Consider the following 25,742-nt stretch of genomic DNA (forward strand, 5'->3'; position numbering starts at 1 on the left):
CTCGTCCTCACCCCGTTTCGTCCCTTTCGTCACGGTTTCGGCCATCACCTGAAACTTTTTTGTTTGCGAAGGGAATAGCTCACGGACTCACCAGGTTTCCAACATGTACTACCCGTACGTCGTTAGGACGAACTCATGCCACGCATTCCTGTTCACACGACCGACAGTGCACCTGAAGGCAGCAGCGAACGACTTCAGGTCTTGGCGAAGAAATACGGCAGAGTCCTCAACATTCACGGTGAGATGGCGCATTCACCTGTCGTGATAGCCGCGTACTGCGGGATCATCGACGCGATCGCTCAGCACGGGAGTTTCGACGCGCGTACCCGCGAGGCCATCGCGCTCGCGGTGGGCGCGGTAGATTGCTGCGAATACTGTCAATCCGCCCACACCATGGCCGGCACCCGCGCCGGACTCACCGAGGAACAGACCATCGCGATCAGACGCGGCGACGACGACTTCGACGACAAACTCGGGGCGATGCTGAAGGTGGTCCGTGAGGCCGCCCAGAAGGTCGGCGAAGTGGACGACCGCACCTGGAACGCCGCGCTCACCGCAGGCTGGAGCGAAGACGAACTCGCGGAAGCATTCGCGCACCTCGCCGTGAACATGTTCACCAACTACTTCAACCACTACGTGGAAACCGAACTCGACGTACCCCCTGCTCCGGCACTGAAAGCGTCGTGACGACCCGGGTTCGGCCTGAAGTCGTCGTCTTCGACGTCGTCGAGACGCTCGCATCACTCGACGCCGTGCGAGCCCGGCTGAATCATCTCGGGCAGCCGAACTCGCTGCTGGAGCGGTGGTTTACCCGTCTACTGCGTGACGCCATGGCGATGACCTCTTCCGGCGACTACCGAAGCTTTCTCGAAGTTGCCGCGTCCGCGCTCCATGCCGAGGCACACAGCGAACTCTCCAAGTCGCAGATCGACTTCGCAGTCACCGGATTCGGACAACTCACCGCCCAACCGGAGGCGGCGGCAACCATCGAAGCCGCGCAAGAGGCGGGCTTTCGCATCTTCGCTCTCTCCAACGGGTCCGAAAAATCGACACGCGCATTCTTCGACCGCTCAGGACTTGCACCGAAGGTCGAAGAGGTACTTTCCGTCGACGCCGTCAAGGTGTGGAAACCCGCGCCCGCGCCGTACAAGTTGGCAGTCGAACGCGCCGGGGTCCCCGCGGAGCGTGTGGCACTTGTCGCTGTGCACTCGTGGGATATCCACGGAGCTCACCGAGCCGGCCTGACCACCGGATGGTGCCCACGCCTCGAAACGTTTCCCACGCCGGTATTCACCAGCGCGGATGTCACTTCGGACTCCTTGCCGGGAGTCATTCACGCCCTGGCTCGTCTACCTTCCTGATCTATCGACTGATCGAAGTCGAACCGGAAACGCTGACGCCAGTCCTCCGGAAATGCGGCTCGCGCACCTTCCCGGCGAGTAGATTCCGGCTATACCAGCAGTCGACCGCGGAGTGTGCGATGAGCGAGGGCAGCAGCCGACTGGATCAGACAACTCCTGCCGAAGCCTCCGGCCAGGCCAACGCAACGCGGTGGTTGAAGCAGGCCATCCTCTACGTCCTGCTCGCAGTCGCCGCCTACCAGATGTCCGGCTGGCTGTTCTACAACCTGCGCGGGTTCCTCGGGTTGCTGTTTCTTGCATGGCTGTTCAGCGTCACCATCGAGCCGATCGTCGACTGGATCGAGGCCCGCGGCTTGCGGCGCGGCGCAGCGACCGGACTGGTGCTGTTGGCAATGTTCGTCGGTGTTGTGGGGTTCGTGGCACTGTTCGGAGCGTTGCTGGCCGAGCAACTCGCTGAACTTCTCACTGCTCTGCCCGGAGCGCTCTCATCCGTTGCCGAATGGTCCAACAGGGTCTTAGGCACCGACTTCGCGACGGGTTCGGACCTTCTGAACCTCACGCCGGAAACCATTCGCGACCTCGCGCAAGAGTTCACACCCGGGATCCTGGGGGTGGTGTCGTCAATCGTCGGAGTGGTGTTCCAGGCATTGGCGATGCTGTTGTTCGTGTTCTACATGTCCGCGCAGGGTCCGGCGTTTCGTCGCACGATCTCGAGTTGGTTCCCGGCCCGCCAACAAGAGATCATCGCGGTGGTCTGGGGGATCTCGGTCGAGAAGGCCGGCGGCTATGTGGTGTCGCGTCTGGTGCTCGCGGCGGTGAGCAGCGTCGCCACCGGCATCTTCCTCGTGATCATCGACGTGCCCTATTGGCTTCCCCTCGCGTTGTGGACGGGGATCGTGTCGCAATTCGTCCCCACCCTGGGCACCTACCTCGCGATCGCCCTACCCGCGATCATCGCGGCGGCAGCCCAACCGATGGACGGCGTTTGGGTCGTGGTGTTCGGGACTGTCTACCAGCAGATCGAGAACTACATACTGCATCCGCGAATCACCTCCAAGACGGTGTCGATCCATCCGGCTGTTGCATTCGGTTCCGTGATCGTGGGTGCGTCACTGTTCGGCGCAATCGGCGCCCTCGTCTCGGTTCCGGTGGTGGCTGTGATCCAGGCCCTCGTCGAAACCTACGGGCGGCGTTACGAACTCGCAGCCGACACCCTCGCTCAGCCACCGGATGCCAGTGCCGATGACAAGGCGAATACCGGAAGAGGCAACGCGCCGTCCGCCGGCGGTGACGATGCACCGAACACCGGGAAAGGCACCGATCCGGAGAGGTGACCGTGCACCACCTGTTTCCCACTTCGCGAGTTCGAGGAATCAGGGCCGGCTCCGCGACTGTTGCGGACCGAGAGCTACGCACATAACGTCGAAACTATTCGTGATGCAAGTCACTCCGGCCTGTTGTCCGGCCGGTTCCCGCCACCCGGGTGCAGCGAGGAGCCGTCGAGCAGCCGTAACAAGGAGTTTTGCCGTGCAGAAGCTGAAGGAGTTCGGACTAGTCGGAGAGCTGGCAGCGGAGTTTCTCGCCACCATGGTTCTGATCATGATCGGTTGCGGAGCGGTTGCTCAAGTCGTCGCCGGTGGCGAGAGCGTAGGAAACTACAACACCATTGCCTGGGCATGGGGATTGGGCGTCACGCTCGCGATCTACATCGCCTCCCGAACCAGCGGCGCCCACATCAACCCCGCGGTGACCGTGGCCTTCGCGACCTTCGGAGACTTCCCGTGGCGCAAGGTGGCTCCATATGTCGTGGCGCAGACTTTCGGAGCATTCGTCGGAGCCCTGGTGGTCCGGGTGGGGTACGCCGATCTGCTTGCTGCGGCCGACCCCGGTCACACGAGCGCGACGCAGGGCGTCTTCTCGACCATGCCCGGAAACGGCACGCTCCCGGTGAGCGTCATGGGAGCGTTCACGGATCAGATCATCGGCACGGCCATCCTGGTGCTGCTGGTCTTCGCGATCGTCGACAAGCGCAACACCTCACCGGCGGCCAACCTCGCACCGTTCATGATCGGGCTGATCGTCATGGCGATCGGCATGGCATGGGGCGCCAACGCCGGCTATGCGATCAACCCTGCACGCGACTTCGGACCCCGGCTCGCGTCCTACCTGACGGGATACGCCACCGCATTCACCGATCCATCGGGCTATCCATACTTCTGGGTTCCAATAGTGGCACCGCTCATCGGCGGCCTCATCGGCGCTGCGATCTACATGCAGCTCATCGCACGGTTCCTGCCGCCACCGCCACATCCCGACCTCGATGCGATGACCCCGCACGGAGATCAGATCAAGGCTTGAACCACGCACTCCCGATCGATCCACATATCCACAGCAACCGAAAGGCCAATCTCAATGCCTGATTTCGTCGGTGCCATCGACCAGGGCACGACCAGCACTCGCTTCATGGTCTTCGACCACGGCGGAAACGAGATCGCCCGCCACCAACTCGAACACGAGCAAATACTGCCGCGTCCTGGGTGGGTCGAACACAATCCGGTAGAGATCTGGGAGCGCACGTCGGCAGTGCTGCAAACAGCCATGAACCGGTTCGGAATCGGCCCGGCCGATCTGGCGGCGTTGGGAATCACGAACCAACGTGAGACGGCAGTGGTGTGGAACCGAAAAACCGGGCGACCTTACTACAACGCGATCGTCTGGCAGGACACCCGCACAGACCGGATCGCCTCGGCGCTCGACGAGGGAGAGGCAGGCCAGATCATTCGACGTAAAGCCGGGTTGCCGCCTGCAACCTACTTCTCCGGCGGCAAGATTCAGTGGATCCTCGACAATGTCGACGGTGTCCGCGCTGCGGCCGACAACGGCGAGGCGATCTTCGGCACCATCGACACGTGGCTGTTGTGGAATCTGACCGGCGGCGTCAACGGCGGCGTCCACATCACCGACGTCACCAATGCCAGCCGTACGATGCTCATGAACCTCGAAACCCTGGACTGGGACGACGAATTGCTCTCCTTCTTCGGAATTCCCAAGCAGATGCTTCCCGACATACAGCCGTCGTCTGCCCCGAATCTATACGGCCACACCATTGCTCACGGTCCGGTCGGTGGTGCGGTTCCACTGTCCGGGGATGTCGGCGATCAACAGGCCGCGATGATCGGGCAGGTGTGCCTGACAGCGGGGGAGGCCAAGAACACCTACGGAACCGGAAACTTCCTGTTGCTCAACACCGGCGAGAAGCTCGTCCGGTCGGACAACGGACTGCTCACGACTGTCTGCTACAAGTTCGGTGACCAAGCTCCGGTCTACGCGCTCGAGGGGTCAATCGCAGTTACCGGTTCGGCGGTCCAGTGGCTGCGCGATCAGTTGGGCATCATCCAGGGCGCCTCGCAGAGTGAATCGCTGGCCGCGGAGGTCGAGGACAACGGCGGGGTGTACTTCGTGCCTGCCTTCTCCGGCCTGTTCGCACCGTACTGGCGCTCCGACGCACGCGGCGCCATCGTGGGGCTGTCCCGCTTCAACAACAACGCCCATATCGCCAGGGCTACCCTCGAAGCGATCTGCTACCAGAGCCGCGACGTCGTCGACGCCATGCACAAGGATTCGGGCGTCCCGCTCGAAGTGCTCAAGGTGGACGGTGGGGTTACCGCGAACAATCTGTGCATGCAGATTCAGGCCGATGTGCTCGGAGTTCCCGTCAGCCGACCCGTCATTGCAGAAACCACGGCCTTGGGAGCCGCATACGCGGCAGGGTTGGCCGTCGGGTTCTGGCAGTCCCTCGACGAACTCCGAGAGAACTGGAACGAGAGCAGACGCTGGCACCCGCAGTGGAACGAGAGCGAACGCGAAAGTGGATACGCAGGATGGAAGAAGGCCGTACAGCGGACGCTCGACTGGGTGGAAGTCAAGTGAGCCGAGTCAACACGACCCCGCCCATTCCAGTAGATCGTCGACGGACCAGGTGTTGACGACCCGCTCGGCCTCGACACCGCACCGCATCGCCCGGTCGCACGCGTAGCCCTGCCACGCGAGCTGTCCGGGCGCATGCGCGTCGGTGTCGATCGCGAACAGGCACCCTAGGTCCACGGCCAGATCGATGAGGCGACTCGGCGGATCCCGGCGTTCGGGGCGGCTGTTGATTTCGACGGCGGTGCCGTGGTCGCGGCAGGCCGTGAACACCTTCTCGGCGTCGAACCTCGACTCCGGCCGGGTACCGCGTGTGCCCTCGACGAGGCGACCGGTGCAGTGACCCAGCACATCGACCAAGGGGTTCTGCACAGCGGCTACCATCCGTCGAGTCATGGCCCCGCGTTCGGACCGCAGCTTCGAATGCACGCTCGCGACAACGATATCGAGTTCACCCAGAAGATCGGGGTCTTGATCGAGGGAGCCATCATGGAGGATGTCGACCTCGATTCCGGTGAGGATGCGCAGCGGCGCCAGTTCTTCGTTCAGGCGGGCGATTACGTCGAGCTGGGCCCGCAGACGTTGCGCGGACAACCCGTTGGCAACCGTGAGGCGTGGGGAATGGTCTGTGAGAGCGCAGTATTCGTGACCGATGGTGGCCGCGCTGCGCATCATTTCTTCGATAGGACTGCCGCCGTCGGACCAGTCGGAATGGGTGTGCAAATCGCCCTTGAGCGCTTCTCGAAGCGCACCTCCGCCTATGGGCGCTGCGGTATCACGCAACTGAGTGAGATATGTAGGCACACCTTCGAACGACTCGTGAATCACTGCTGCCGTTTTCGGTCCGATTCCCGGCAGGTCGTGCCAACTGTCGGTGCGGCGGCGAAAGTCCCTCTGCTCGGCGGACAACCCGGCGACCACATTCGCCGCCCGCCGATACGCCTTTACCCGATGAGTCTCTGCCCGCGCGCGCTCGAGCCAGAACGCCGTCTCGCGTAGGGCCTGCACTGGGTCCATGGGGCTGTCGGCGTCCATCACTCCAGTGTTGCGCTCCCTCGGACATCACCGCACAGTTTCGCCCCCCAGAATTTCGCCTTCAAAACGCCAGAACACCGGGCAGCCAATCCTGCCCGGTGTTCTGGAAGCCCGTGTTCTGGAGCTAGGTCGCCAGTGACCTACGCCTCGATACCCTCGTTGACCGCGTCAGCGATCATGCCAATCGGCAGGGCCGGGACGGCCATGTCCTCGTTGAAGTCGGCGACGGCCTGATCGAAGGCCTCGATAACTCCTTCACCACCGGGCAGCGACCCCACCGCATCGCGGATCTGCTGGTCGACGACCGGGACGGAGGCAACCATGTCACGGACTGCGGTCGCGGCAGCGGCGCCGACCGGGTTGGCAGCCTCCCACGCAGCGAGCTCAGCCTCGGTCTGGGCTGTGATGGCGGCCTGGTCGATGTCCGGGATCACGGTCTCCATCGGCTCACCCAGATCACCGGCACCGTAAGCGTTTGCAGCTTCGAGACCGGCCTGGACGCCGCCGATACCCCCGACGACCGCTGCCGGGATACCCGCGACGGCGGCGCCGATGGCTCCGCCCGCCAACGTGCCGACCGTACCGGCAGGCACGAAAATGGTGCCCCCAATAAACGCCCCTTGGGCTAGGCCCAAGGCGACAGCACCCGTGCCGCCGAACGTGCCGCCGATCAGGGCTCCGGCGACGGTCGGGACCACTGCCGCACCCACTGCCCCGGTCACTCCTCCGACTACGGCGCCACCGACCTGCGCGGCCGCGAGACGCTCCGCCTCGTCGGTCTCGAGGCCGGTAGAACGCCAGAAGTCGGTGACCTGCGCCTCGATCACGGCTGTCTGATTGTTGGTGCGTTCAGCGGTGTCTGCGGTCATCCAGTTCGGGCGATCGGCGATGTACCGGCCGATGCGGACCTTGTCTTCCGGAGCCTGAATCGGTGCGGTGAACTTCTCGAGCTGGACCGGCAGGTGAAGCTGCGAGTAGTCGACCGGAGCAACGTAGGTGTCCTCGGTGTCGACGGGAGCGACGTACTCGTTCGACTCGTAGTCCCAACCTTCGAGCGGCTTCGCTTCCTGCTGGTATTCGACCGGAACCGGAATCCAGGTCTTTGACTGCTCAGCCGGCTCGAGACCCGGCTGCATCGGAGCGAGCTCGATACCGGGCTGTGACGGAGTGGACGCAATGCCGGCCTGGCTCGGCTCAGCGTTCGCGATACCCCCGCCCACAGCAACGATGACTGCCGTGCTGACCGCGGTGGTTCCCGCCGTTCTTGCGATCTTGGTCTGCTGGCGGTGCTTGCCCATATATCTATATCCCTTCGGTGGACAACTATGTGATCAGGCCGTTCTGTGAGAACGTCGAGTCCGTCGGTGCGGCGACGGAAGTACAAGCACATGGCAACGGGCGCATGATCGCCCCCTCGGCGACACAGCCGCGAGCATCACGAAATCCCCCCACCCCACTACTTCGCAGTGACCTCCAGAGGGTCACTGCGCTTGTGAAGCCGTCATTGTAATAGTCCGCGTACCCACGTCACGTGCGAGGGGCACGAACCCTGTGCTACCTACCACAGCAAAAACCGGACGAACCATAGGTTCGCCCGGCAGCCGCCTTCAGTTCCGCCGATCGCAAGGGCGACCGGCTCTTCAGCTCACGATCGATTCTCGGCCCGCAGGGTTGGCTTGTCGAGCTTGCCAACGGCATTCTTCGGCAGGGTTTCGCGTGTGATGATGTCCACCGGAAGTTTGAACTTCGACAACGACTTTCGGCACACATCGAACAGGTCGTCGGTAGTGAGCGCCGATCCCGATCGCAGGGCGACATAGGCGACCGGGACTTCACCGTAGACCGGATCTGGCTTCCCGATCACCGCAGCTTCCAGGACGTCCTCATGGCGGTAGAGCGCCGTCTCGATCTCCTTCGGGTAGAGGTTCTCCCCACCACGAATGATCATGTCCTTGATGCGGTCGACCAGAACCAGATAGCCGTCGCCGTCGAAGTATCCGACGTCTCCGGTGTGCAGCCACCCGTCGACCAGGGTCTTCGCAGTTTCTTCCGGCTTCCCGAAGTATCCGGCCATCACGTTGGGCCCGCTGATGACGACTTCGCCGGTCTCGCCCTGCGGTAGTACAGCCCCGTCTTTGCCGACGATCCGCACCTGCTGGCCCGGGAGTGGAGTCCCGACGGTGCCGGGTTTGCGCGGACCTTGCGGTGGGTTGAGGGTCGAGGCGCACGTGCCCTCGGACAGACCGTAGCCCTCGATGAGCGGAAATCCGTATCGAGTCTCGATGCGGTCGATCAACTCTGCCGGCATCGGTGCGGCACCACCGATGGCCAAGCGGATGGAAGACGTATCCGGCGAGACTTCCTTGTCCAACGCGTCGAGCATCGCATAAACCGTAGGAACTCCGGAAAAATATGTCGGACGGTGCTTTTCGACCAGATCGAAGAATGTGTCGATGGAGAACTTGACTGCGATCGTGGTGCTGGCGCCGACCGACAGCGGGGTGAGCGTGCTCAGAATGATCGCATTGGCATGGAACAGCGGCAAGACCAGCAGGCAATGATCCTCGGCGGTGACGTCGAGCGCCGTAACCACGCTTTCACACATTGCGGTGAGATTGGCATGGGTGAGCATCACTCCCTTGGGTGAACCGGTGGTGCCACTGGTGTAGATCAGCAGAGCCAGCTCGTTCGGCTCCGGGTTGTGTACGGAGTCGGCAGCGGTACCGGCGTGGAAGGCAGTTGCCAGGTCACCGATACCGAGGTATTTGCCATCGAACTCGGGAGCGGGCCGGTCGTCGCTCACCAGCACCGCGGCTCCGGCATCGCGCAGCTGATGAGCGGTCTCGAAGTCCGTCAGATTGGGGTTGACGGGAGTAACGGCCGCTCCGAGTCGCCATGCGGCGAACAAGATCACTACCAGCTCCACCCTGTTCACCAACTGGACCGCCACCACGGAACCTGGTCGCACCCCGAGTTCGCTCAGTTGGGCGGCCGCAGCTCGGACGCGATCGGCGAAGTCGCCGTTGGACAGGCTCACCCTCTCGTCGCCGATGCACACACCATCAGGATTGGTGTCTGCGCGATCGTCCGGCAATGCTGGCCAGCTCATGGTGACGAACCTCGATTCAGTCAAGCTCCCGGTGGAGCACTGTTCTACTAAACATGTTGGAAACAAGCATTTTCCACGTCCGTGCGTGGAGTTCGTCCTGGATGACCCGCGGGCTCGACGGCATGATCCCGGCCGCGCCCGCGGGAAGAATCGCCGGCGGGTCAGGTATGCACGGTGACGACAGGCTCGAGAACGAGACCGAAACTGCGCAGGACGCCGAGCAGTTCACGATGGCCGAACGCTTGGCATGCGGAAGCGAACCCTACTCGTCGCGGTGGTTGCTGCATCAGGGAGTAGGCGGTGTACGCCTGCAGCAGGCCCGTCTGCTTGTAGTTGCAGTTGCCGTGGATCACGACGTGTGCCCGTCCGAGCGGTCCCGAAGCATGAACCGAGTCAATGGATTTGTTGATCCGTGGATTCTCCCGCGGAGGCATCCCCGCTTGCACCGATGCCGCGATCTCCGACAATGCTGCGTCCTGCTCTTCGGGGGGCAGCGATTTGATCTTCTCGTCGATCATGGTGCGTGTCGCAATGGCTCCCTCCATCACCGACTGGTCGGTCACCCCGCCGATCGCTCGGCAGTTCGCGACTCGCGGATCGTCCTTGAACCACACCGGATGTGACATCCCACCCCAGGGCAGTGCGATGACAGTGTCGTGCTGGCCGGGCAAGCTGACCTGGAAACGCGCGTTTCGCTCCCATTCCACGTACTGGTTCTGCGACAGGTGGTACCAGTCGGAGTTCAAGGTGTGAAAGATCGTCTGCGTCGAAGCGTAGGTAGGAAATCCGTTGAACATCGTCACGATGTCCAGCGAGTCCAGCCCGGGAGTCTCGAGGCAGATGTTCGCAGCAATTTCGCTCGTCGTGTACATGTGTGCGATGCCGGGCGACAGCAGTAGGCCCTTCTCCTCGTACTGCTGTGCCCATTTCTCCTGGGAGTGCATGACCCAGTTCTGCTCGCCGGTGGTATCGGTGTAATGGCATCCAGCGGCAAGGCATGCTTCGACCACGGTTGGTCCGAACTTGATGAACGGGCCCACCATGTTGCAGACGACCTGAGCTCCTGTGAACAGTTCGGTCAGCGCCTCCAGCGTGTGTTCGACCTCGACGATTTCATGGTCGACGCTGTCGACGCCGGGCACCTGGAGAAGCGCTTCCTTGATGCGGTTGGCATCACGGCCTGCTGCGACGAAGGGGATGTTGTACTCGCGCAGGTACTCGCATACGAGGCGGCCGGTGTACCCGGAAGCCCCGTACACAATTACGGGTTTCGTTGTCATGGCAGTCCTTTTCGAGTGAGAAGCAAAGACGCGGTACGAAGAGATTGAGGCCTCGCTACATGCCCATGCCGCCGTCGACGGGAATTCCCGCGCCGTTGACGAACTGAGCGGCATCCGAGGCGAGATACACCACCGCGCCGGCCATATCGGCGACCTCACCGAGGCGTCCGGACGGCGTCTGCTCCACAACGCCCCCCACGACTTGTTCGACGGAGTCCCCCAAGCCGATGGTGACCATGTCGCCTGCGAGCCGGGTGCCCATCTCCGTCGCCACCAGGCCGGGGTACAGGCAGTTCACACGTACGCCATAGCCGAGCTGGCCGGACTCTCTAGCCGCGACGCGGGTAAGTCGATCGACTGCGGATTTGGACGCCGAGTAGCCGGCGAGCGCGGGGTAGGCGATGGTCGCGGCCACCGAGGACACGTTGATCACGACACCGCCCGCGCCCGCCGATCCGCCAGGCGACATTGCGGCAAAAGCATGTTTGATGCCCAGCCCTGTGCCGACGACGTTGATGTCGAACATGCGCCGCCAGTCGTCGGGGTTGAAGGATGCCAGCAGACCGGTAATTTCGATGCCCGCGTTGTTGACGAGGACATCGAAGCCGCCCAGTAGGTCGATCGTGGTTGCGACTGCGTTGGTCCAGTCATCTTCGACAGTCACGTCGTGGTGTACGAATCCGCTACGCCGGCCCACCTCCGCGAGCCGCGCGGCCGTCTGCTTACCGAGATCGTCCTGAACGTCACTGATGACAACATCGGCCCCCGCCTCGGCCAGCGCGAAGGCGAAACCCTCGCCCAGTCCCTGCGCACCTCCCGTGACGAGAGCTCTCTTACCTGATAGATCGAATCGACTCACTTCGGTGCTCCCTAAGGATTGGTGTGATGTCACGGCTGCTACGTCACGATTGCGACGTGGGTCACTCTACGCAGATCTAACCGACTGTCAAGAGAAATTCGGACACCTGTCAAGCAAACTGAATACAGCTGTCCAGTGTTTTTGGGCCGATCGTCAAGATCGTCGGATAAGGTGTACCTGTAACCGGCAATCCGCTCTCGGATCCTGACGTTCGGCCTTTCGGTCGTCATGCAGGATTGGCCGTTATGCGGATGGGCCGTCGTGTCGGGGGCCTCGTGTCGGATGAGTACGAATCAAAGGTGGGTCTGATGAAGAAGACATTGGGGGGGTCGGCTACGCGCGTGCGCAAGCGACCGGTCGACAAGTTCGAAGATCGCCGCATGCAACTTGCCGATGCCGCGCTCGTGACCCTCGCCGAGCAGGGCTATGCCCGGACCGGGCTGCGTGACATCGCGGAAAGGTCGGACTTCACTCACGGCACGCTGCACTACTACTTTCACGACAAAGCGGAACTGATCACCTATTGCGTTCGGCGCTACAAGAACCGCTGCATCGCACGGTACGACTCCCTCGTCCAGGATGGCGAGACCGCGCAGGACGTTCTCGAGGCATTCAGCGGCGCCGTCGTTTCGACGATGATCGAGGACGCTCGAATGCAGCGGCTGTGGTACGACATTCGATCTCAGGCAATGTTCGAACACGTCCTCGCCGCGGACGTGGCCGCACTCGACCGAGATATCGAAGACATGATTTTCAGAGTCGTACTCCGATACGCCGAACTGAGCGGACGTGAGCCCTCATTGAACCCCGCGCTGACGTATGCGCTATTCGACGGACTCTTCCTTCACGCGGTGATGAACCATCTCGCAGGCAAAGCCAGTGAGTCGGAGGTACGGTCAGGAATCGAATATCTGCTCGGCAGCGTGACGCGTCCGGTCTAGCTGTTCGTTGGTTGGACCGACGTAGGCGACAAGTCCTCAAATCACACCGCTGCCACGAAGGGCGGCAATGGCGTCATTGCTCAGGCCGAGTTCTGCGAGCACCTCGTCGGTGTCCGCTCCGAACGCACGACCGGTATGCCGGATACTCCCAGGACTGCCCGTCATTCGCCACATCACGTTCTGCATACGAACAGGCCCCAGATCTTCGTCGCCGACGGTGGTAACCATTTCGATTGCATTGACCTGTGGGTCCTCGAGCAGTTCGCTCGGTTTGTACACGGGAGCCACAGCGGCTCCAGCCTTCTCGAACGCGTCGACGACTTCCTCACGCGTGCGCTCACCGATCCATTCACCGACATACTTGTCGAGCAGGTCGGCGTGCGCGGCGCGCTGGCGTCCAGTCTCGAACCACGGCTCGTCGATCACCTCGGGATGGCCGACCAGCGTCAAGACCCGCTCGGCAATCGAGTTCGCGCTGGTCGAGATCGCCAACCAGTGATCATCTGCCGTCTTGTAGAGATTGCGCGGTGAGTTGTTGCTGGAGCGGTTCCCAGTACGTTCCGGATCGATACCCAGCTGGTCTGCGTAGACGATGCCCGGCCCCACTGCAGTCATGATGGGACTCAACAGGTCCAGGTCGATCACCTGACCCTTGCCGCCATTGTTCGCGCGGTGCAGCAGCGCCATCGACACCGCAGAGGATCCAGCGATACCCGCCAACGAATCTGCCAGGCCGAAGGCCGGCAGTGTGGGTGGACCGTCAGCCGGTCCGGTCAGATCCGCGAAGCCGCTCATCGATTCGACGAGCGTGCCGAACCCGGGACGCCGCGAGTATGGACCGGTTTGACCAAATCCCGTAACTCTCAACAAGATCAGGCCGGGATTCGACTCGGAGAGCGTCTCGTAGTCGAGGCCCCACCGTTCGAGTGTGCCGGGTCTGAAATTCTCGACCACGACATCCGACTCGGCCGCAAGGCGCCGAAACAACTCCGCGCCCTCTTTCTTGCTCAGATCAAGGGTCATCGTCCGCTTGTTGCGGCTCACCATCGTCCACCAGAGCGGGTGGCCGTCCTTGGCCAACCCATGCCCGCGCATACCGTCGGGCCGAGAAGGATGTTCGATCTTGATGACCTCCGCACCGAAGTCTCCGAGGATCTGTGCCGCCAAGGGCCCCGCGAGGATGGTCGAGATGTCGAGCACCTTCACGCCGCGCAGTGGGCCGTCAGCTACCTGTTCGGCTGTCATTTGTACGGACGGTGTAGGTAGTGGCCTGCAGGCTCACCGGTCACCACTCCGGCGGTCAGCACTCGTTGGCCTCGAACGAAGGTGTCGGTGACTTTGGCGCCCAACTCGAATCCCTCGAAGGGCGAGTATTCCTGAGTGGATTCCGAATCTTCACTCCTTATCGTCCAGTTGTGGTTCGGGTCGACGAGCGCCAGGTCGGCATCCATGCCGACCGCGATGTCTCCCTTACCGGGAAGCCCGTATCGTCGCGCGGGATTGAGTGAGGTCAGCTGAGCGATACGTCGCCAGCTCAGACCACGCTTGCGGCCTTCGCTGACCAACCCGGGAAGCAGGTATTCGGCGCCACCGAATCCGGATTTCGCTGCGAAGACGTCACCACGATCCTCGGCGAACTTTTTCTCGTCCCTACAGCAAGCATGGTCGCTGACCACCCAGTCGAGGTCACCTGCAAGCAAGTGCTCCCACAGAGCTTCTACGTCGGAACGGGGGCGAAGCGGTGGGTTCACCTTTCCGCCGAGGCCGTGTGCGGTATCGATGTCGGCCAGCAGGTGGCCGATGGTCACCTCGCGACGAAAGTTGACGTGTGGAAAGGCCTTGGCCATTCGCATCGCAGCAGTCAACGCCTTTCGCGAAGACAGATGCAGCAGGTTGATGTTCGGTAGTGCGGTCTCGTCCGCGAGGAAAGACGCGATGGTGATGGCGAGTCCCTCCGAATGCGGTGGGCGTGACGCACTGTATGCGGCGAGGCCCGACAGCGAGCCTTCCTCCTCGACCATCTTTGTGTAGGCGCTCATGATCTCGGCGGTCTCGCAGTGCAGCGACAGAGAGATGTGATCGGCCTTGTCTTCCATTTGCTCACGTGCGGCCTGGATACCGCGCATGACGAACTCGAAGTGCGCGAGGTCGTAACGCTCTCCCTCGGGCGTCATGAGGAATTCGCGTTGATCAGTCGACCGACCATGCAACCCGTGGCTGCCGTAGAACATGAAGATCTTGAAAGACGTCACACCATGATCCGTTATGAGCGAGGGAATTTCGTCGATGTGCTGTCTGGACATCGGCGCGAGATGGTATGCGTAGTCAACGTACGGGCGGTCTCGAGTGGCCGCCAGGACCTGAGGGAATACGTCCGCGTACGCGCCACCGGTGTTCATGTAGTACTGTCCGGTCCGCATGTACGACAACGACGTGGTGACACCGCCCTGCACGCACGCCCGAGACTCGGTCTCGGCGTCTTCGCCGAGTGGGTTGTAGATTCCCCAGTGCTGGTGTGCATCCACCACCCCAGGAAACGCCACCTTTCCGGAGGCGTCGACGACGGTATCGGATGCCTTGGCGGCAATGTTCGGCTCGATACGAGTGAACTTGCCGTCTGTTATCAGCAAATCGACGAATTCGCCCTCCTCGGGCGCATCGGGACCGGGCCGAATCACCCTCGCATTGGTGATCAGCAACGATGAATTCGACATGGCGGTCCTTTCGAAATGAGATGCGAGTGTCATACGGAATCAGCGGCGGCGTCGGCCGCAAGATAGGAGAGACCGAGGGCTGAGAGGAGACCATTGCCCGCGAGATACCCGGCGGCCCCGTGACCTGAGATACCCATCGCGGCACCGCCGGAGGCATACAGTCCGCCGATAGGCAAGCCGTTCGGCTTCAACACTCTCGCGCTCTGGTCGACGACGAGTCCACCTTGTGTGTGGAACAGCGCGGGAACGATCTTGACAGCCACGTACGGGGCCATCAACTCGTGTTCGAACGACGTACGCCCGTATGGATCCGCGGCACTGCCACGCGCGTAAGACTCCAGCGCGGCCAACTCTCCCACCACCGCGGACTCCGGAAGTCCTGTGACGCGTGCCAGGTCCGCCGCATCATCGGCCCACACCGCTGCACCCGAATCGACGGTTTGACGAAAATCGTCGAACACCAAGCACTTGTCGTAGATGTACCGGTCGAAAACTATCCAGCCCTCAGATTGCGGACGTGCTGCCAAGAGGGCCGCGTACTCCGAGTAACCACTGGTCTCGTCACCGAATCTGCGTCCCTCCAAGTCGAGGATTACGCCGCCGTGCATCACCGTCGCCCAGCCGACCAGCGTCGCGGCTTTCTTCGAAAGTGCCGCGTGTCCTTGGTAGGAATCGAGAAAGGCGAAGTCGGCACCGAGCCGCTGGCCGATAGTCAATGCGTCGCCGGCCGAGTACTCGCTACCGTGGTATCGGGCAGAGGCGATCTCGGGCACGTAGTTGGACACCAGCTCGGAGTTGGCGCCGTAACCGTTGGTAGCCAACAGGACAGCCGGTGTGCGAATCGACTCGGTGCTACCGTCGCGCAGTCTCACGCTTACCCCGTTCACTGCACCACTGGCACCGACCGACACGTTGGCGAGTCGCGCAGGGATCAGCATGTCGATCCTCGGTTCGTCAGTGACGCAGCGGACCAAATGATCGAGCAATGCGCTGCCGTGACGGCCCTCGACCGTGTGGCATCTCGACTGTGAATGCCCGGGATACGAGAAGTCGGTCACCAGGTCGAGCTGCACCTTCAAGTGGTCCGCCAACCATTCCACCAGCGGTGCACTGACGTTCGCCAGAGCCAATGCAAGGCGCTGATCAGCCGTTCCTCGGGTCTTGCGCATCACGTCGTCGACGAATAGCTGGGGTGAGTCTTCGACGCCCTGCTCCCTTTGCCATCGGGATCCGGCGCCGGGGATCATCGCGGTCGACATCGCGGTGTTGTTCCCCCGCTTGAAGTGCTCGCTTGCTTCGACGACCAACACATCGAGTCCTCGCTCCGCGGCGCGTAGGGCTGCGACGAGACCGCCTCCGGCGCCCGCGACGACGAGATCCGGCCCCTTCGAGTTCATGTCGTGCCCTCGAGAAGGGCGCGGCTTGGTATGCGCGTGTTCACGATGTCGTAGACCTCGAATTCGAGAGCGGGACAGGCGTAGGATTCGATGCCGCGTCGCCGGGATCGCTCCAACCTGCGACGCAGGCTCTGTGTCGTCGCAGCGAGTGAACGTGGTCGTCAAGAGGTGCATGTGAGTAGATCTCCATGGAATCAGAGGCCGGGGTCCGCTTCGATGCCCAGATAGGCAGCTTTTACTCGATCGTCGCTTCCGAGTTCGGATCCGGTGCCCGACAAGACGATCGAGCCACTCTCGATCACATATGCGCGGTCGGAAATGGCAAGTGCCTGCGCTGCGTTCTGCTCGACGATCAGCACGGTCACGCCGTTGTCCCGAATCCGCACGATTGCTTCGAGAACTTCGGCAGCCAGTTTCGGCGACAATCCCACCGACGGCTCATCGAGCGTGAGCAAGCGAGGACGAGCCATCAGCGCGCGGCCGATGGCGAGCATCTGCTGCTGGCCTCCTGACATGGTGTCGGCACGCTGCTTGCGCCGCTCCGCGAGGATCGGGAACAGATCGAAGACCTGCTCGAGTGAGTCACTCATCGAGCTTCGCTTCTGCGTGTACGCCCCCATTTCGAGGTTCTCGGACACCGGAAGACTGCCGAACAACGCTCGGTCCTGAGCCACGTGAACCAGACCGGCCTTGACGATGCGATCGGCACGTACTCCACGGATATCCGTTCCGTCCAGCATTATCCGACCATCGGTCGCACTCACAAGACCGGACAGCGCACGAAGCGTCGTCGTCTTGCCCGCTCCGTTGGCGCCGATGAGCGATACGATCTCGCTCTTGGCGATCTTCAGGTTGAGCCCGTGCAAGATCTCGAGGCGCCGGTAACCGGCGTGGAGGTTGTCGATCTCGAGCATCATGGCGCTTCCTCACCGAGATAAGCCTCCACGACGCGACGGTCCTCGACCACGGTGCGCGGATCCCCTTGGGTCAGCACCGCCCCTTCGTGCATGACGACCAATCGCTGCGACAACGCCATGATGGCGGCCATGATGTGTTCGACGAACAGGACTGTCAGTCCCGCTTTCGGCAGCGTGCGCAACAGGTCGATCATCGGCGCGCGCTCGGTTGGCACCAGCCCCGCGAGCACCTCGTCGAGTAGGAGAACGCGCGGTTCCATCGCCAGCGCGCGGGCGAGCTCGAGTCGCTTGAGGCTTGCCGTCGACATGGTCGAGATCCTGCCGCCGACCTGGTCGGAGAGTTGCACACGGTCGAGTACCTCCAACGCATGGCGTCGTGCATCCGCACGCCTGCGATGCCTGGAAAGCGCAGCGATGGTGACGTTCTCCAGCACCGTCATGGACTCGAACGGCCGCATGAGTTGGAAGGTTCGGACCAGGCCTGCTCTCGCAATCTTGTCGGCGGGCCATCCGGTGATGTCTGTGCCGTCGAAGGTTACGCGACCCTCGGTAGGAGGCTGCTCGCCGGACAGCACGGAGAAGAGCGTGGTCTTGCCTGCGCCGTTCGGTCCGATGATGCCGACGAACTCGCGCTCGGAAACGTCGAGGGTGACCTCACGTACCGCATGTATCCCCGAGAACGACTTGCTCAGGCCCTCGATGCACAGCAAGCTCATCGACGCCACCTCTCACGAATGGAGCCGAAGATCCCCTTGGGCAGGAAGATGACGATCGAGATCAGGATCACCGAGTAGATGACGACGTCGAAACCGATAGTCCCTTGGAGGAATTCGAGGAATGCAGGTGGGCTGCGCAGCAGATCGTTGATCACCTCGGACAACGGCCCGACGACGGCCGCGCCTACCACCGGGCCCCAGATGGTGCCGATTCCTCCGATGACGGCGGGAACGATGGCCTCGACCGAGACCGCCGCGCCGAACGCCTGTTCCGGCCCCACGTAGAAGTAGTACTGCGTGTAGTACACACCAGCTACGGCGGTGATCGCACAGCTTGCCGCCACTGCGATGAGCCGGTATTTCAACGTGTTGATACCGAGAGATGCTGCCGCAGTCTCGTCGTCACGCACAGCCTGAACGAACTGGCCCGCGCGCGAGCGTGTGTAGAAGATGGTGCCGAGCACTGCGAGCGCAAGGATGGTCAACGGTATCCAGATGTAGATCGGGCTCCCCATTTCGAATTGGAGCATCGCCCACGAGTCACTGGACAGAATGGGAATATTGAAGCCATCGGTCTTGTTGAGCGCATCCAGATTTTGCGCCAGCAGCAAGAACATTTGCGCGAAAGCGAATGTAGCGAGCGCAAAATACGCTCCGGCGAGCTGGTATCGCAGGCACATATAGGCGATCAGCGTTCCCACGACGGCGGCAATGGCGGCGGCAATCACCATCGAGACCCATGGTGAAATACCGTGATCGACCAAGAGATACGCGCCGGTATAGGCCCCGATACCGAAGAATGCTGCATGTCCGAAACTGAACATGCCGCCGAACCCGCTCATGATGTTCCACCCGACCGCCATGATCGCGAAGATCAGCGTGCGAACAACAACGGTCTGTGCCTGATCACCGAGAAAGAGCGGGAGAGCGGCGACAATCACGAACCCGACGAGGAGGGTGACCAGTTGGCGTCGTAGCCACGAATCTTTCAGTGGGTCTTCCTGTTTCACCGGAGTCGGCGCTTCTACCGTCATGGTCATCGGCGAGCTCCGTACAAACCTTGAGGTCTGAGAAACAGAACAAGGATGAACACCGCGAAAACCAAGATGAGCGAACCGGTTCCGGGCAGATAGATGGCACCGACGGTTTGTACGAGCCCGATAACCAGCCCACCCACCATGGCGCCGACCACGCTTCCGAGCCCACCCAGGACGACGATCACGAATGCGAGGATGGTGAACTGCTCGCCGACCGTCGGTGTGAGGCTGGTGAACGGCGTCATCAAGCCGCCGGCGACGGCGACACAAGCGGCACCGATACCGAACGTGAGGGCATACACTCTGCCAATATCGACGCCGACGAGCTTGGCTCCGTCGGAGTTCGACGCAACAGCCCTGATCGACAATCCGAGCGGTGTGCGCTCGAGGACCAACTTCAGCGCCACCACGACGATCGCCGCTCCGATGAACGCCAGCACCCGCGGCCACGATGCGACGGCCCCGAGAATCGACACGGCACCCTCGACCGGTGCCTGAACCGACTTGGGTCTGCCGCCGAAGATCATCAACAGCACGTTGGTGATCAGCAACGACAGTCCGAGCGTGACCAGCAACGGGCCTTCGTGACTACCGCTGATCGTGAGCTTGGTGAGCAACGTCGACTGCACGATCATGCCGAACACGAACATCAAGGGCACGGCAGCGATGGTTGCCAGATAGACGGGCAGGCCTGCAGTCGAGAGCGCGTACACGAGGTACATAGCCATGGTCAGCATGGCCCCTTGCGCAAAGTTCACGATTCCGAGTACACCGAAGATCAGAGTCAAGCCGACCGAGATCAGCGCGTAGACACCGCCGAGCAGGAGCCCGGATACAACAGCCTGGGTGACGAGCGCGTGGTCCCTCTCTCCGAAGAGGTAGATGACCGCCAGGATCACGGCACAGATCGAACCTACTGCAAGTCCTGGACTGACATCCTGCGCGTTACGTCGACTCTGCGAAGATTCGCCAGTCGCGGTCGATGTGACGCTCACAGGCCCGTTTCCATTCCTGTTCCGATCGGGAACGCGATGGCATCGGTAGCGAATTCTTCGGGGAACACTTGTGCGATCGCGCCGTCGCGTACCTGCATCACAATCGCCAGTGCGTTCTTGTTCTGTCCGGTCTCGTCGAACTCGATCGGTCCGGCGTTTGCCACCAGCGGATCCTCGATCGAGAGCGCGGCGATCGAATTGCGCAGTGCCTCAGGGTTCGTATCGGCGCCTTCTTCGAGCCCGGCCGCAATTATCTCGACCGCTTGATAGGACAGCACGGCCGTGGTCTCCATCGAGCGGCCGTACTGCTCTTGGAACCGCGCGCGAATGTCGTTGACTCGCTCACTCGTTCCGTCGAAGTGGTAGTTGGCGCTCAGCACACCGTCACCGGCCGCTCCAGCGTCGCTGGGGAAAGAACTGTCGTCGAAGCCGCCGTTGGCAACGCCGTAGACACCCTTCACGTTCAAGTTCAGTTGCTCGACAGCGTCGGCAACGAGAAGGCTGTCAGGGTAGTAGCCGGTGGCGGCAATGACGTCCGGGTTGGATACCGCAGCCTCACGAACTACCGTAGTGGCGTCGGAGAAGTTCGTTGCGGGATAGCTGATCTCCTGAACCGAGGAGATTCCCTGATTCTTGGCTTCCCTCTCGAACGCATGGAACGCGCTTTCACCGTACGCGCCCTCGATATGAATGTACGAGACCCTGTCGATAGCCTGATCGGCCTGCTTCGCTATGTCGACCAGCGCCCTTGCTCCGTCCCTGCCGACAGTGGACGCGTCGGGTTGTATGCGAAACGAGTAGTCGTAGCCATGAGCGAGAATCCGATCGTCGATAGCGACATCTATCACGAGGGGCACCCGCGCCCGTTCAGCTATAGATGTGAGGTTCTGGGTCACGTCACTCTGGTAGGCGCCGACCAGTGCCACCGCCCCGCCGGAAATGAGTCGCTGCGCCTCACTTCGCCCGACGTCGGCTTTTCCTTGACTGTCACCCTCGACCAGTTCGAGCGGACGGCCCCCCAGCGAAGCGATGCCGCCTGCAGCGTTGATATCAGACACTGCCATCGCGGCGCCCTCGTGCATCAAGCCTCCGACACCTGAAAGAGCGCCTGTCGTGGGATGCACCGAACCGATCTTGATCGGACCCGTGTCGTCGGGTCCGGTCGAAGATCCACACGCTGCTGCGCCCATCACCACGACGGCCGTCAGCGCCCCTACAAGCTTCTTCATGGTCGCTTCTGCTTTCCGCGTCCTCTTCCCGGGCGCCGAGTCGAACTCCTCAGGCAATACCCTCCAGCGTTCCGCTCAGCGCGCCATTGAAACGGTCATTACTCTTCCTGCGGACGAGTATGGCACGTGTCACGTACTTGCAACAGGCCCTTTCGTGATTGTCCGGTTTCAAGGTATGGTTCGCTGAGCGGAACATAAATACATCGGAAGGCTCGGTGAATGGCTGTAACTCCCAGATCCAGGTTCGCTGCAGAAACGTCGAGCGGCACCGAGTCGGCAGATCGCGTAGCCGATGTACTCATCTCTTTCGCGCAATCAGATCGCGCGCTTGGCGTTTCCGAGATCGCACGCAATCTGCAACTGAGCAAGTCGGTGGTGCACCGGATTCTGCAGTCGTTGGCATCGCGCTCGATAGTGCAGCCAGTGGCGGGGGAATCGACCTACTCCTTGGGCCCCGCAGCGATCGGGTTCGGCCCGAAGGCATGGAGTCAGCTCGATATTCGGTCCCTCGCCGCGCCTGTCCTGCAGTCGCTGCGCGACCAGACACGCGAGACTGCGACGCTGTCGCTGCTCGTCGGCAACAGGCGCGTCTACCTAGATCAGTATGAGAGCCCACAAGAGGTGAAGATGGTCGTTGAGATCGGGCCGCAATATCCGCTGCACTCGGGCGCATCGAGCCGCGCCATCCTCGCCTTCCTCCCGCACCATATCGCTGTCGAGTCCCTCGAGGAGCTGCGCGAAACCTCGCCCGACAAAGATGTGGATGCAGGCGTGTTCTTCGCACGTCTGAGCGAAATCCGCGAGAACGGACATGCGACGTCGATCAACGAGCGGAACACGGGGGCAGCCTCCATTGCGGCTCCGTTCTTCGACTCCGCCGGTCGCGTTCTCGGATCGGTCAGTTCATCCGGTCCGGCGTTCCGTTACTCGTCGACCGCAGACGCCGAGCACATAGTCCACGCCCGCCAAGTCGTCTCCGCAGCGCGGTCGATCACGAGAATTCTGGAAGACCTTGCCGAAAGATGACGCTCACAGCCCCTCGCTCGTTTCTCTACGTCCCTGCAGTCAAGCCTGAGCTGTTCACCAAGGCGGCTGCTGGTGATGCCGACGCCATCATCATCGATCTCGAAGACTCGGTGCCGCTGACCGAGAAGGCTCGCGCACGCGCCGACGTCAGCGGATGGCTCGGGACTCGCACCGTCAAGGACACCGAGATCTGGGTTCGTGTCACCCCGGAATTTCTGGCCGAGGACCTCGAATCGGTCGCGCGCCCCGGCATCGACGGGATCGTGGTCGCCAAATGCTCGGTCGGCGCGCTGGCTCGAACAGACGAATTGCTCACACGGTATGAGACGGAGCGATCCCTGCGAGCGATCGCTGTCATCGGGCTCATCGAATCCTCCAGGTCGCTGCGCTCACTGCCGGAGATGGCCGCATGCGGTCGGGTTCGCACGTTCGGAATCGGAGAGGTGGACCTGCTGGCAGACCTGAGGATCCGAAACACACCCGAGACCGCTGCGGTGATCGATTCGCTGCGCACCGAGGTCGTCGTTGCGTGTGCTGCCGCCGGCCTTGCCGCTCCCATCGCGCCGACGTCGACCGACTTCCGCAACCTCGACGCCTTCGTCGCCAGCACAGCACGCATGGTCGACATGGGATTCCGCGGCCGGACAGCATTGCATCCCAGCCAGATACCCATCATCAACGCAGCGTTGACGCCCTCGGATGACGAAGTGATCCAGGCACGCCGCCTGCTGGAGCTCTACGAGCTGGCACACGGCGGACCGACCGTCGACGATCGCGGGCGCTTCGTCGACGAAGCGGTGGTTCGTGGCGCGAGAGAAATCCTCGCCCGCGCGTGATCACCGGACGCTCGACTGTCCGACCGAGGTCAAGGGCTCTAGAAGTACTCCGATTTCCGGGAGGTCGGCCAGGGCACGACAGCGCGCGGCGAGGTCGGCAATGTCACGATCGGAGAGGAACGGCCCGGCGTTCGCGGTGAACTTCGCCGACACCTCCTCGAACGACAACGGGCGCTCCGGACCTCCGCGCGTGGTCAGGACCTCCTCGACCAGTGTCGTTCCGTCAGTGAGAGTTGCTGTCAGCACCGCAGGGAATTGCTGTGGAAAGATCTCGTCGCACCGGGAATGCGGTACCACGTCGACCTTGGACATCAAGGCTCGGCGCTGCGCGGATGTAGCCAACTCGTCCGAATAGTCTTCGAGCGCAGCACCGAGGCCACCCCCACCGAGTAGGCCGACCACCACCGCGTACGGACCGCTGAACTGCGCCATGTATCCGGTAGCGGGAGTTCGCTTGACCTCGATGGGCTCGCCGATGGTGCGCAGAATCGCAGCCGGTACACCGAGCACCAGACGCTCTATCTGGTCGGGTGAAACGCCGCGACGACGTAGTGCGGCTCCCGCGTCGGTTGCCGCATGGGTGAAGTGATTGGCCGGATAAGGCTTGAAGAAGATGCCCGGCACCGCCCAGTTGGTCCCGAGTCCGTCAGCGATCTCGGCTTCACGACCTGCCTGATGGAGCCATGCCTGGAAGAAGCCGAACCTGCCCTCCAATACGGTGGGCGGTCCCGTGATGCCGTGCCGAGCCAGACCCTCCGCAGCCAGTGCCGAGTGCGCCGCCCATCCACAGTGCATCCGTTTGACGGTTCCCCCAGTTCGATTGGCTTCGATGATGCCCGACGCCATCGACGCTGCGATACCCAACGTGTGGACGATGCGCTCTTCGGACCCGCCACCGATCACCGCCGCAGCGACCGCACTGCCCATCGAGCCGCAGATCGACGTCGCGTGTTGTCCATGTTCGAAGAACATCGAGTTCTTGGCTGCCGGAATGAAACCGGCCATACCCAGACGGACGCACACTTCCAACCCGATCGCTATACCGCGTACCAGGGTCCGGCCGTCAGCCTGGTGCTGCTGAGCCGCCGCCAACGCCGCCGGAACGACACTCGCGCTGGGATGCAGGATCGAAGGCAGGTGCGTGTCGTCGAAATCGAGGGAGTGGGCCAGGACACCGTTGACGAAAGCTGCCATCGGGGCAGGCAGAGCCACATCGAGTCCGATCGCTGACGCTGAGGCCGACCCTCCCTGTTCGCACGCCCATGCCGTGGCAGCTCGACTGGTCTCCAAGCTGGTGGCCGCGATAGCTATGCCCAAGGTGTCCAGTACTCGCATACCGACGCTGTCTACAACTTCCTCCGGAAGATCTTCGAAGTGAGTCGCAGACGCGAACCGGGCCAACCTCTGTGCAAGTGTCGGGTCCGTCATGCCGAGGTCACCGCGAGTGGACGCACCGGAGACCCCGTCGCGCCGAAGAAGTTCAACGGGACCAGCACGAAAGTGAACTCGTATCGCTGTTTTGCCGACAACTCTTCGAGGTCGAGGGTCTCGATGATGTAGATGCCGCTCTCCACGAGCAACACTCGGTGTGCAGGAAGCACAGCGTGACCGTTACCCGGCGCGAGGCGCTCGAAGGCGATGGTATCCGCGCCCACGGCATGCAGTTTCTTCTCTGCGAGCCAGCGTGCGCCTTCCTCGCCTACCCCGGGAACACCCGACTCGCGCCCGACATACAACCGGCGCACATCGAACAACTGCGCCCAACCGCTTCGAATCAGAACGACGTCACCCTCCGCCACCTCGACACCCTGCCGGCTACAGGCTGCTTCGAGATCTCGCGCCGTGATCTCGTAACCCCCTTCGCAGCGTTCGATTTCGAGGACCCGAGGAATATCGAGCAGCACACCCCGGCGAATCATGGGCTCGATGGTGTGAACTCCTAGTTCGGTGTACTTCCCGCCGACCCCAGCTCGAGCTGCATCGATTCCGCCGTGCATCTTGCCGTCCTGTGACACGTGTGCAAGAGCATCGATGTGGGTGCCAACGTGGGTGCCCATCGTGATCAGGTCGTTGGCGGCGCTGCCGCCGTCGGGTCGAGTGACGTCTCCATGACGTCGCGGCAAGGTGTGCCAGAACCGTGGATGATTCGGCGACTGCGCCATCCCGACGCGCAGTTGCCGGCCGAGGTCGGTGATCGTCACTCCGGCCTGGACGGTCCGGAGGAGTTGGTCGGACATCGATTGCCTCCTTCGTTGCGGCTTCACGAGGGCCGCCGATGGCTGGTGTGCTCATGCGTGATGGCAGGCAGCAAGGCCCACACCGTTTCGTTCAGCGAAACGTGGTGTCATGAATTCATCACGCTATAC

23 protein-coding genes are annotated in these 25,742 nt (G+C 62.2%); 8 read left to right on the plus strand and 15 right to left on the minus strand.

Translation table 11 applies throughout. From position 1 onward, the window contains the following. Nucleotides 1-135: 135 nt before the first annotated feature. The 5 genes from AB0I57_RS09740 to glpK all read left to right on the plus strand — a co-directional run bounded on the left by AB0I57_RS09740 (nt 136) and on the right by glpK (nt 5,291). Complete coding sequence (locus AB0I57_RS09740; RefSeq protein WP_358333551.1) at nt 136-687, plus strand: carboxymuconolactone decarboxylase family protein; 552 nt, start codon at nt 136-138, stop codon at nt 685-687. Further along, a complete protein-coding gene (locus AB0I57_RS09745) occupies nt 684-1,361 on the plus strand; it encodes a haloacid dehalogenase type II (RefSeq protein WP_358333554.1) in 678 nt (225 codons plus the stop codon). Before AB0I57_RS09740 ends, AB0I57_RS09745 begins: the two co-directional genes overlap by 4 nt. A 119-nt stretch (nt 1,362-1,480) precedes the next feature. Continuing rightward, the gene (locus AB0I57_RS09750) at nt 1,481-2,695 is read left to right on the plus strand and encodes an AI-2E family transporter (protein ID WP_358333557.1); all 1,215 of its coding nucleotides are present in this window, start codon (nt 1,481-1,483) and stop codon (nt 2,693-2,695) included. 193 nt (nt 2,696-2,888) lie between these two features. Further along, the gene (locus AB0I57_RS09755) at nt 2,889-3,719 is read left to right on the plus strand and encodes an MIP family channel protein (RefSeq protein WP_358333560.1); all 831 of its coding nucleotides are present in this window, start codon (nt 2,889-2,891) and stop codon (nt 3,717-3,719) included. A 54-nt stretch (nt 3,720-3,773) separates the two neighbouring features. Continuing rightward, nucleotides 3,774-5,291, plus strand: a complete 1,518-nt coding sequence (gene glpK, locus AB0I57_RS09760) for a glycerol kinase GlpK (protein ID WP_358333563.1) — start codon at nt 3,774-3,776, stop codon at nt 5,289-5,291. 6 nt (nt 5,292-5,297) lie between these two features. Here glpK and AB0I57_RS09765 read toward each other — a convergent pair whose 3' ends face one another. The 5 genes from AB0I57_RS09765 to AB0I57_RS09785 form a co-directional block, all read right to left on the minus strand. Next, the gene (locus tag AB0I57_RS09765) at nt 5,298-6,302 is read right to left on the minus strand and encodes a PHP domain-containing protein (RefSeq protein ID WP_358334856.1); all 1,005 of its coding nucleotides are present in this window, start codon (nt 6,300-6,302) and stop codon (nt 5,298-5,300) included. A 158-nt stretch (nt 6,303-6,460) separates the two neighbouring features. Next, a complete protein-coding gene (locus AB0I57_RS09770; RefSeq protein WP_358333565.1) occupies nt 6,461-7,618 on the minus strand; it encodes an insoluble domain protein in 1,158 nt (385 codons plus the stop codon). 347 nt (nt 7,619-7,965) lie between these two features. Beyond that, nucleotides 7,966-9,429 (minus strand): AMP-binding protein, encoded by a 1,464-nt coding sequence (locus tag AB0I57_RS09775; RefSeq protein WP_358333568.1) that lies wholly within the window; start codon nt 9,427-9,429, stop codon nt 7,966-7,968. Nucleotides 9,430-9,590: 161 nt separating this feature from the next. Next, the gene (locus tag AB0I57_RS09780; RefSeq protein ID WP_358333570.1) at nt 9,591-10,709 is read right to left on the minus strand and encodes a DUF5938 domain-containing protein; all 1,119 of its coding nucleotides are present in this window, start codon (nt 10,707-10,709) and stop codon (nt 9,591-9,593) included. A gap of 55 nt (nt 10,710-10,764) precedes the next feature. After that, nucleotides 10,765-11,568 carry an SDR family oxidoreductase gene (locus AB0I57_RS09785; protein ID WP_358333573.1) on the minus strand — a complete coding sequence of 268 codons (804 nt, stop codon included), beginning with the start codon at nt 11,566-11,568 and terminating at the stop codon, nt 10,765-10,767. Between the two features lie 308 nt (nt 11,569-11,876). Between AB0I57_RS09785 and AB0I57_RS09790 the strand changes: the two genes are divergently transcribed. Beyond that, nucleotides 11,877-12,509: a TetR/AcrR family transcriptional regulator gene (locus AB0I57_RS09790; RefSeq protein ID WP_358333576.1), complete on the plus strand. Its 633-nt coding sequence runs from the start codon at nt 11,877-11,879 to the stop codon at nt 12,507-12,509. 36 nt (nt 12,510-12,545) lie between these two features. On the opposite strand, the gene AB0I57_RS09795 is transcribed toward AB0I57_RS09790, so the two are convergent. The 8 genes from AB0I57_RS09795 to AB0I57_RS09830 all read right to left on the minus strand — a co-directional run bounded on the left by AB0I57_RS09795 (nt 12,546) and on the right by AB0I57_RS09830 (nt 21,514). After that, a complete protein-coding gene (locus AB0I57_RS09795; RefSeq protein WP_358333579.1) occupies nt 12,546-13,754 on the minus strand; it encodes a CoA transferase in 1,209 nt (402 codons plus the stop codon). Continuing rightward, a complete protein-coding gene (locus tag AB0I57_RS09800; protein ID WP_358333582.1) occupies nt 13,751-15,223 on the minus strand; it encodes a dihydroorotase family protein in 1,473 nt (490 codons plus the stop codon). Before AB0I57_RS09800 ends, AB0I57_RS09795 begins: the two co-directional genes overlap by 4 nt. 29 nt (nt 15,224-15,252) lie before the next feature. Then, entirely contained in the window at nt 15,253-16,620 is a 1,368-nt protein-coding gene (locus tag AB0I57_RS09805; protein ID WP_358333585.1) for an FAD-binding protein, read from the minus strand. Between the two features lie 194 nt (nt 16,621-16,814). Beyond that, entirely contained in the window at nt 16,815-17,537 is a 723-nt protein-coding gene (locus AB0I57_RS09810; RefSeq protein ID WP_358333588.1) for an ABC transporter ATP-binding protein, read from the minus strand. Continuing rightward, the gene (locus tag AB0I57_RS09815; RefSeq protein ID WP_358333590.1) at nt 17,534-18,253 is read right to left on the minus strand and encodes an ABC transporter ATP-binding protein; all 720 of its coding nucleotides are present in this window, start codon (nt 18,251-18,253) and stop codon (nt 17,534-17,536) included. The genes AB0I57_RS09810 and AB0I57_RS09815 overlap by 4 nt, the downstream gene beginning before the upstream one ends. Next, entirely contained in the window at nt 18,250-19,293 is a 1,044-nt protein-coding gene (locus tag AB0I57_RS09820; protein ID WP_358333593.1) for a branched-chain amino acid ABC transporter permease, read from the minus strand. The genes AB0I57_RS09815 and AB0I57_RS09820 overlap by 4 nt, the downstream gene beginning before the upstream one ends. Further along, the gene (locus tag AB0I57_RS09825) at nt 19,290-20,285 is read right to left on the minus strand and encodes a branched-chain amino acid ABC transporter permease (protein WP_358333596.1); all 996 of its coding nucleotides are present in this window, start codon (nt 20,283-20,285) and stop codon (nt 19,290-19,292) included. Before AB0I57_RS09825 ends, AB0I57_RS09820 begins: the two co-directional genes overlap by 4 nt. Beyond that, nucleotides 20,282-21,514 carry an ABC transporter substrate-binding protein gene (locus AB0I57_RS09830; protein ID WP_358333599.1) on the minus strand — a complete coding sequence of 411 codons (1,233 nt, stop codon included), beginning with the start codon at nt 21,512-21,514 and terminating at the stop codon, nt 20,282-20,284. The genes AB0I57_RS09825 and AB0I57_RS09830 overlap by 4 nt, the downstream gene beginning before the upstream one ends. Before the next feature lie 219 nt (nt 21,515-21,733). Here AB0I57_RS09830 and AB0I57_RS09835 point away from each other — a divergent pair, with 219 nt between their 5' ends. Further along, nucleotides 21,734-22,540 (plus strand): IclR family transcriptional regulator, encoded by an 807-nt coding sequence (locus AB0I57_RS09835; RefSeq protein ID WP_358333602.1) that lies wholly within the window; start codon nt 21,734-21,736, stop codon nt 22,538-22,540. Continuing rightward, the gene (locus AB0I57_RS09840; RefSeq protein WP_358333605.1) at nt 22,537-23,376 is read left to right on the plus strand and encodes an aldolase/citrate lyase family protein; all 840 of its coding nucleotides are present in this window, start codon (nt 22,537-22,539) and stop codon (nt 23,374-23,376) included. Before AB0I57_RS09835 ends, AB0I57_RS09840 begins: the two co-directional genes overlap by 4 nt. Here AB0I57_RS09840 and AB0I57_RS09845 read toward each other — a convergent pair whose 3' ends face one another. Both AB0I57_RS09845 and AB0I57_RS09850 read right to left on the minus strand, forming a co-directional pair. Further along, nucleotides 23,377-24,804 carry an MmgE/PrpD family protein gene (locus AB0I57_RS09845; protein WP_358333606.1) on the minus strand — a complete coding sequence of 476 codons (1,428 nt, stop codon included), beginning with the start codon at nt 24,802-24,804 and terminating at the stop codon, nt 23,377-23,379. Next, the gene (locus AB0I57_RS09850; protein ID WP_358333609.1) at nt 24,801-25,613 is read right to left on the minus strand and encodes a cyclase family protein; all 813 of its coding nucleotides are present in this window, start codon (nt 25,611-25,613) and stop codon (nt 24,801-24,803) included. Before AB0I57_RS09850 ends, AB0I57_RS09845 begins: the two co-directional genes overlap by 4 nt. Nucleotides 25,614-25,742: the final 129 nt, after the last annotated feature.

The sequence above is a fragment of the Rhodococcus sp. NPDC049939 genome, assembly GCF_040656415.1.
GTDB lineage: Bacteria > Actinomycetota > Actinomycetes > Mycobacteriales > Mycobacteriaceae > Rhodococcus_F.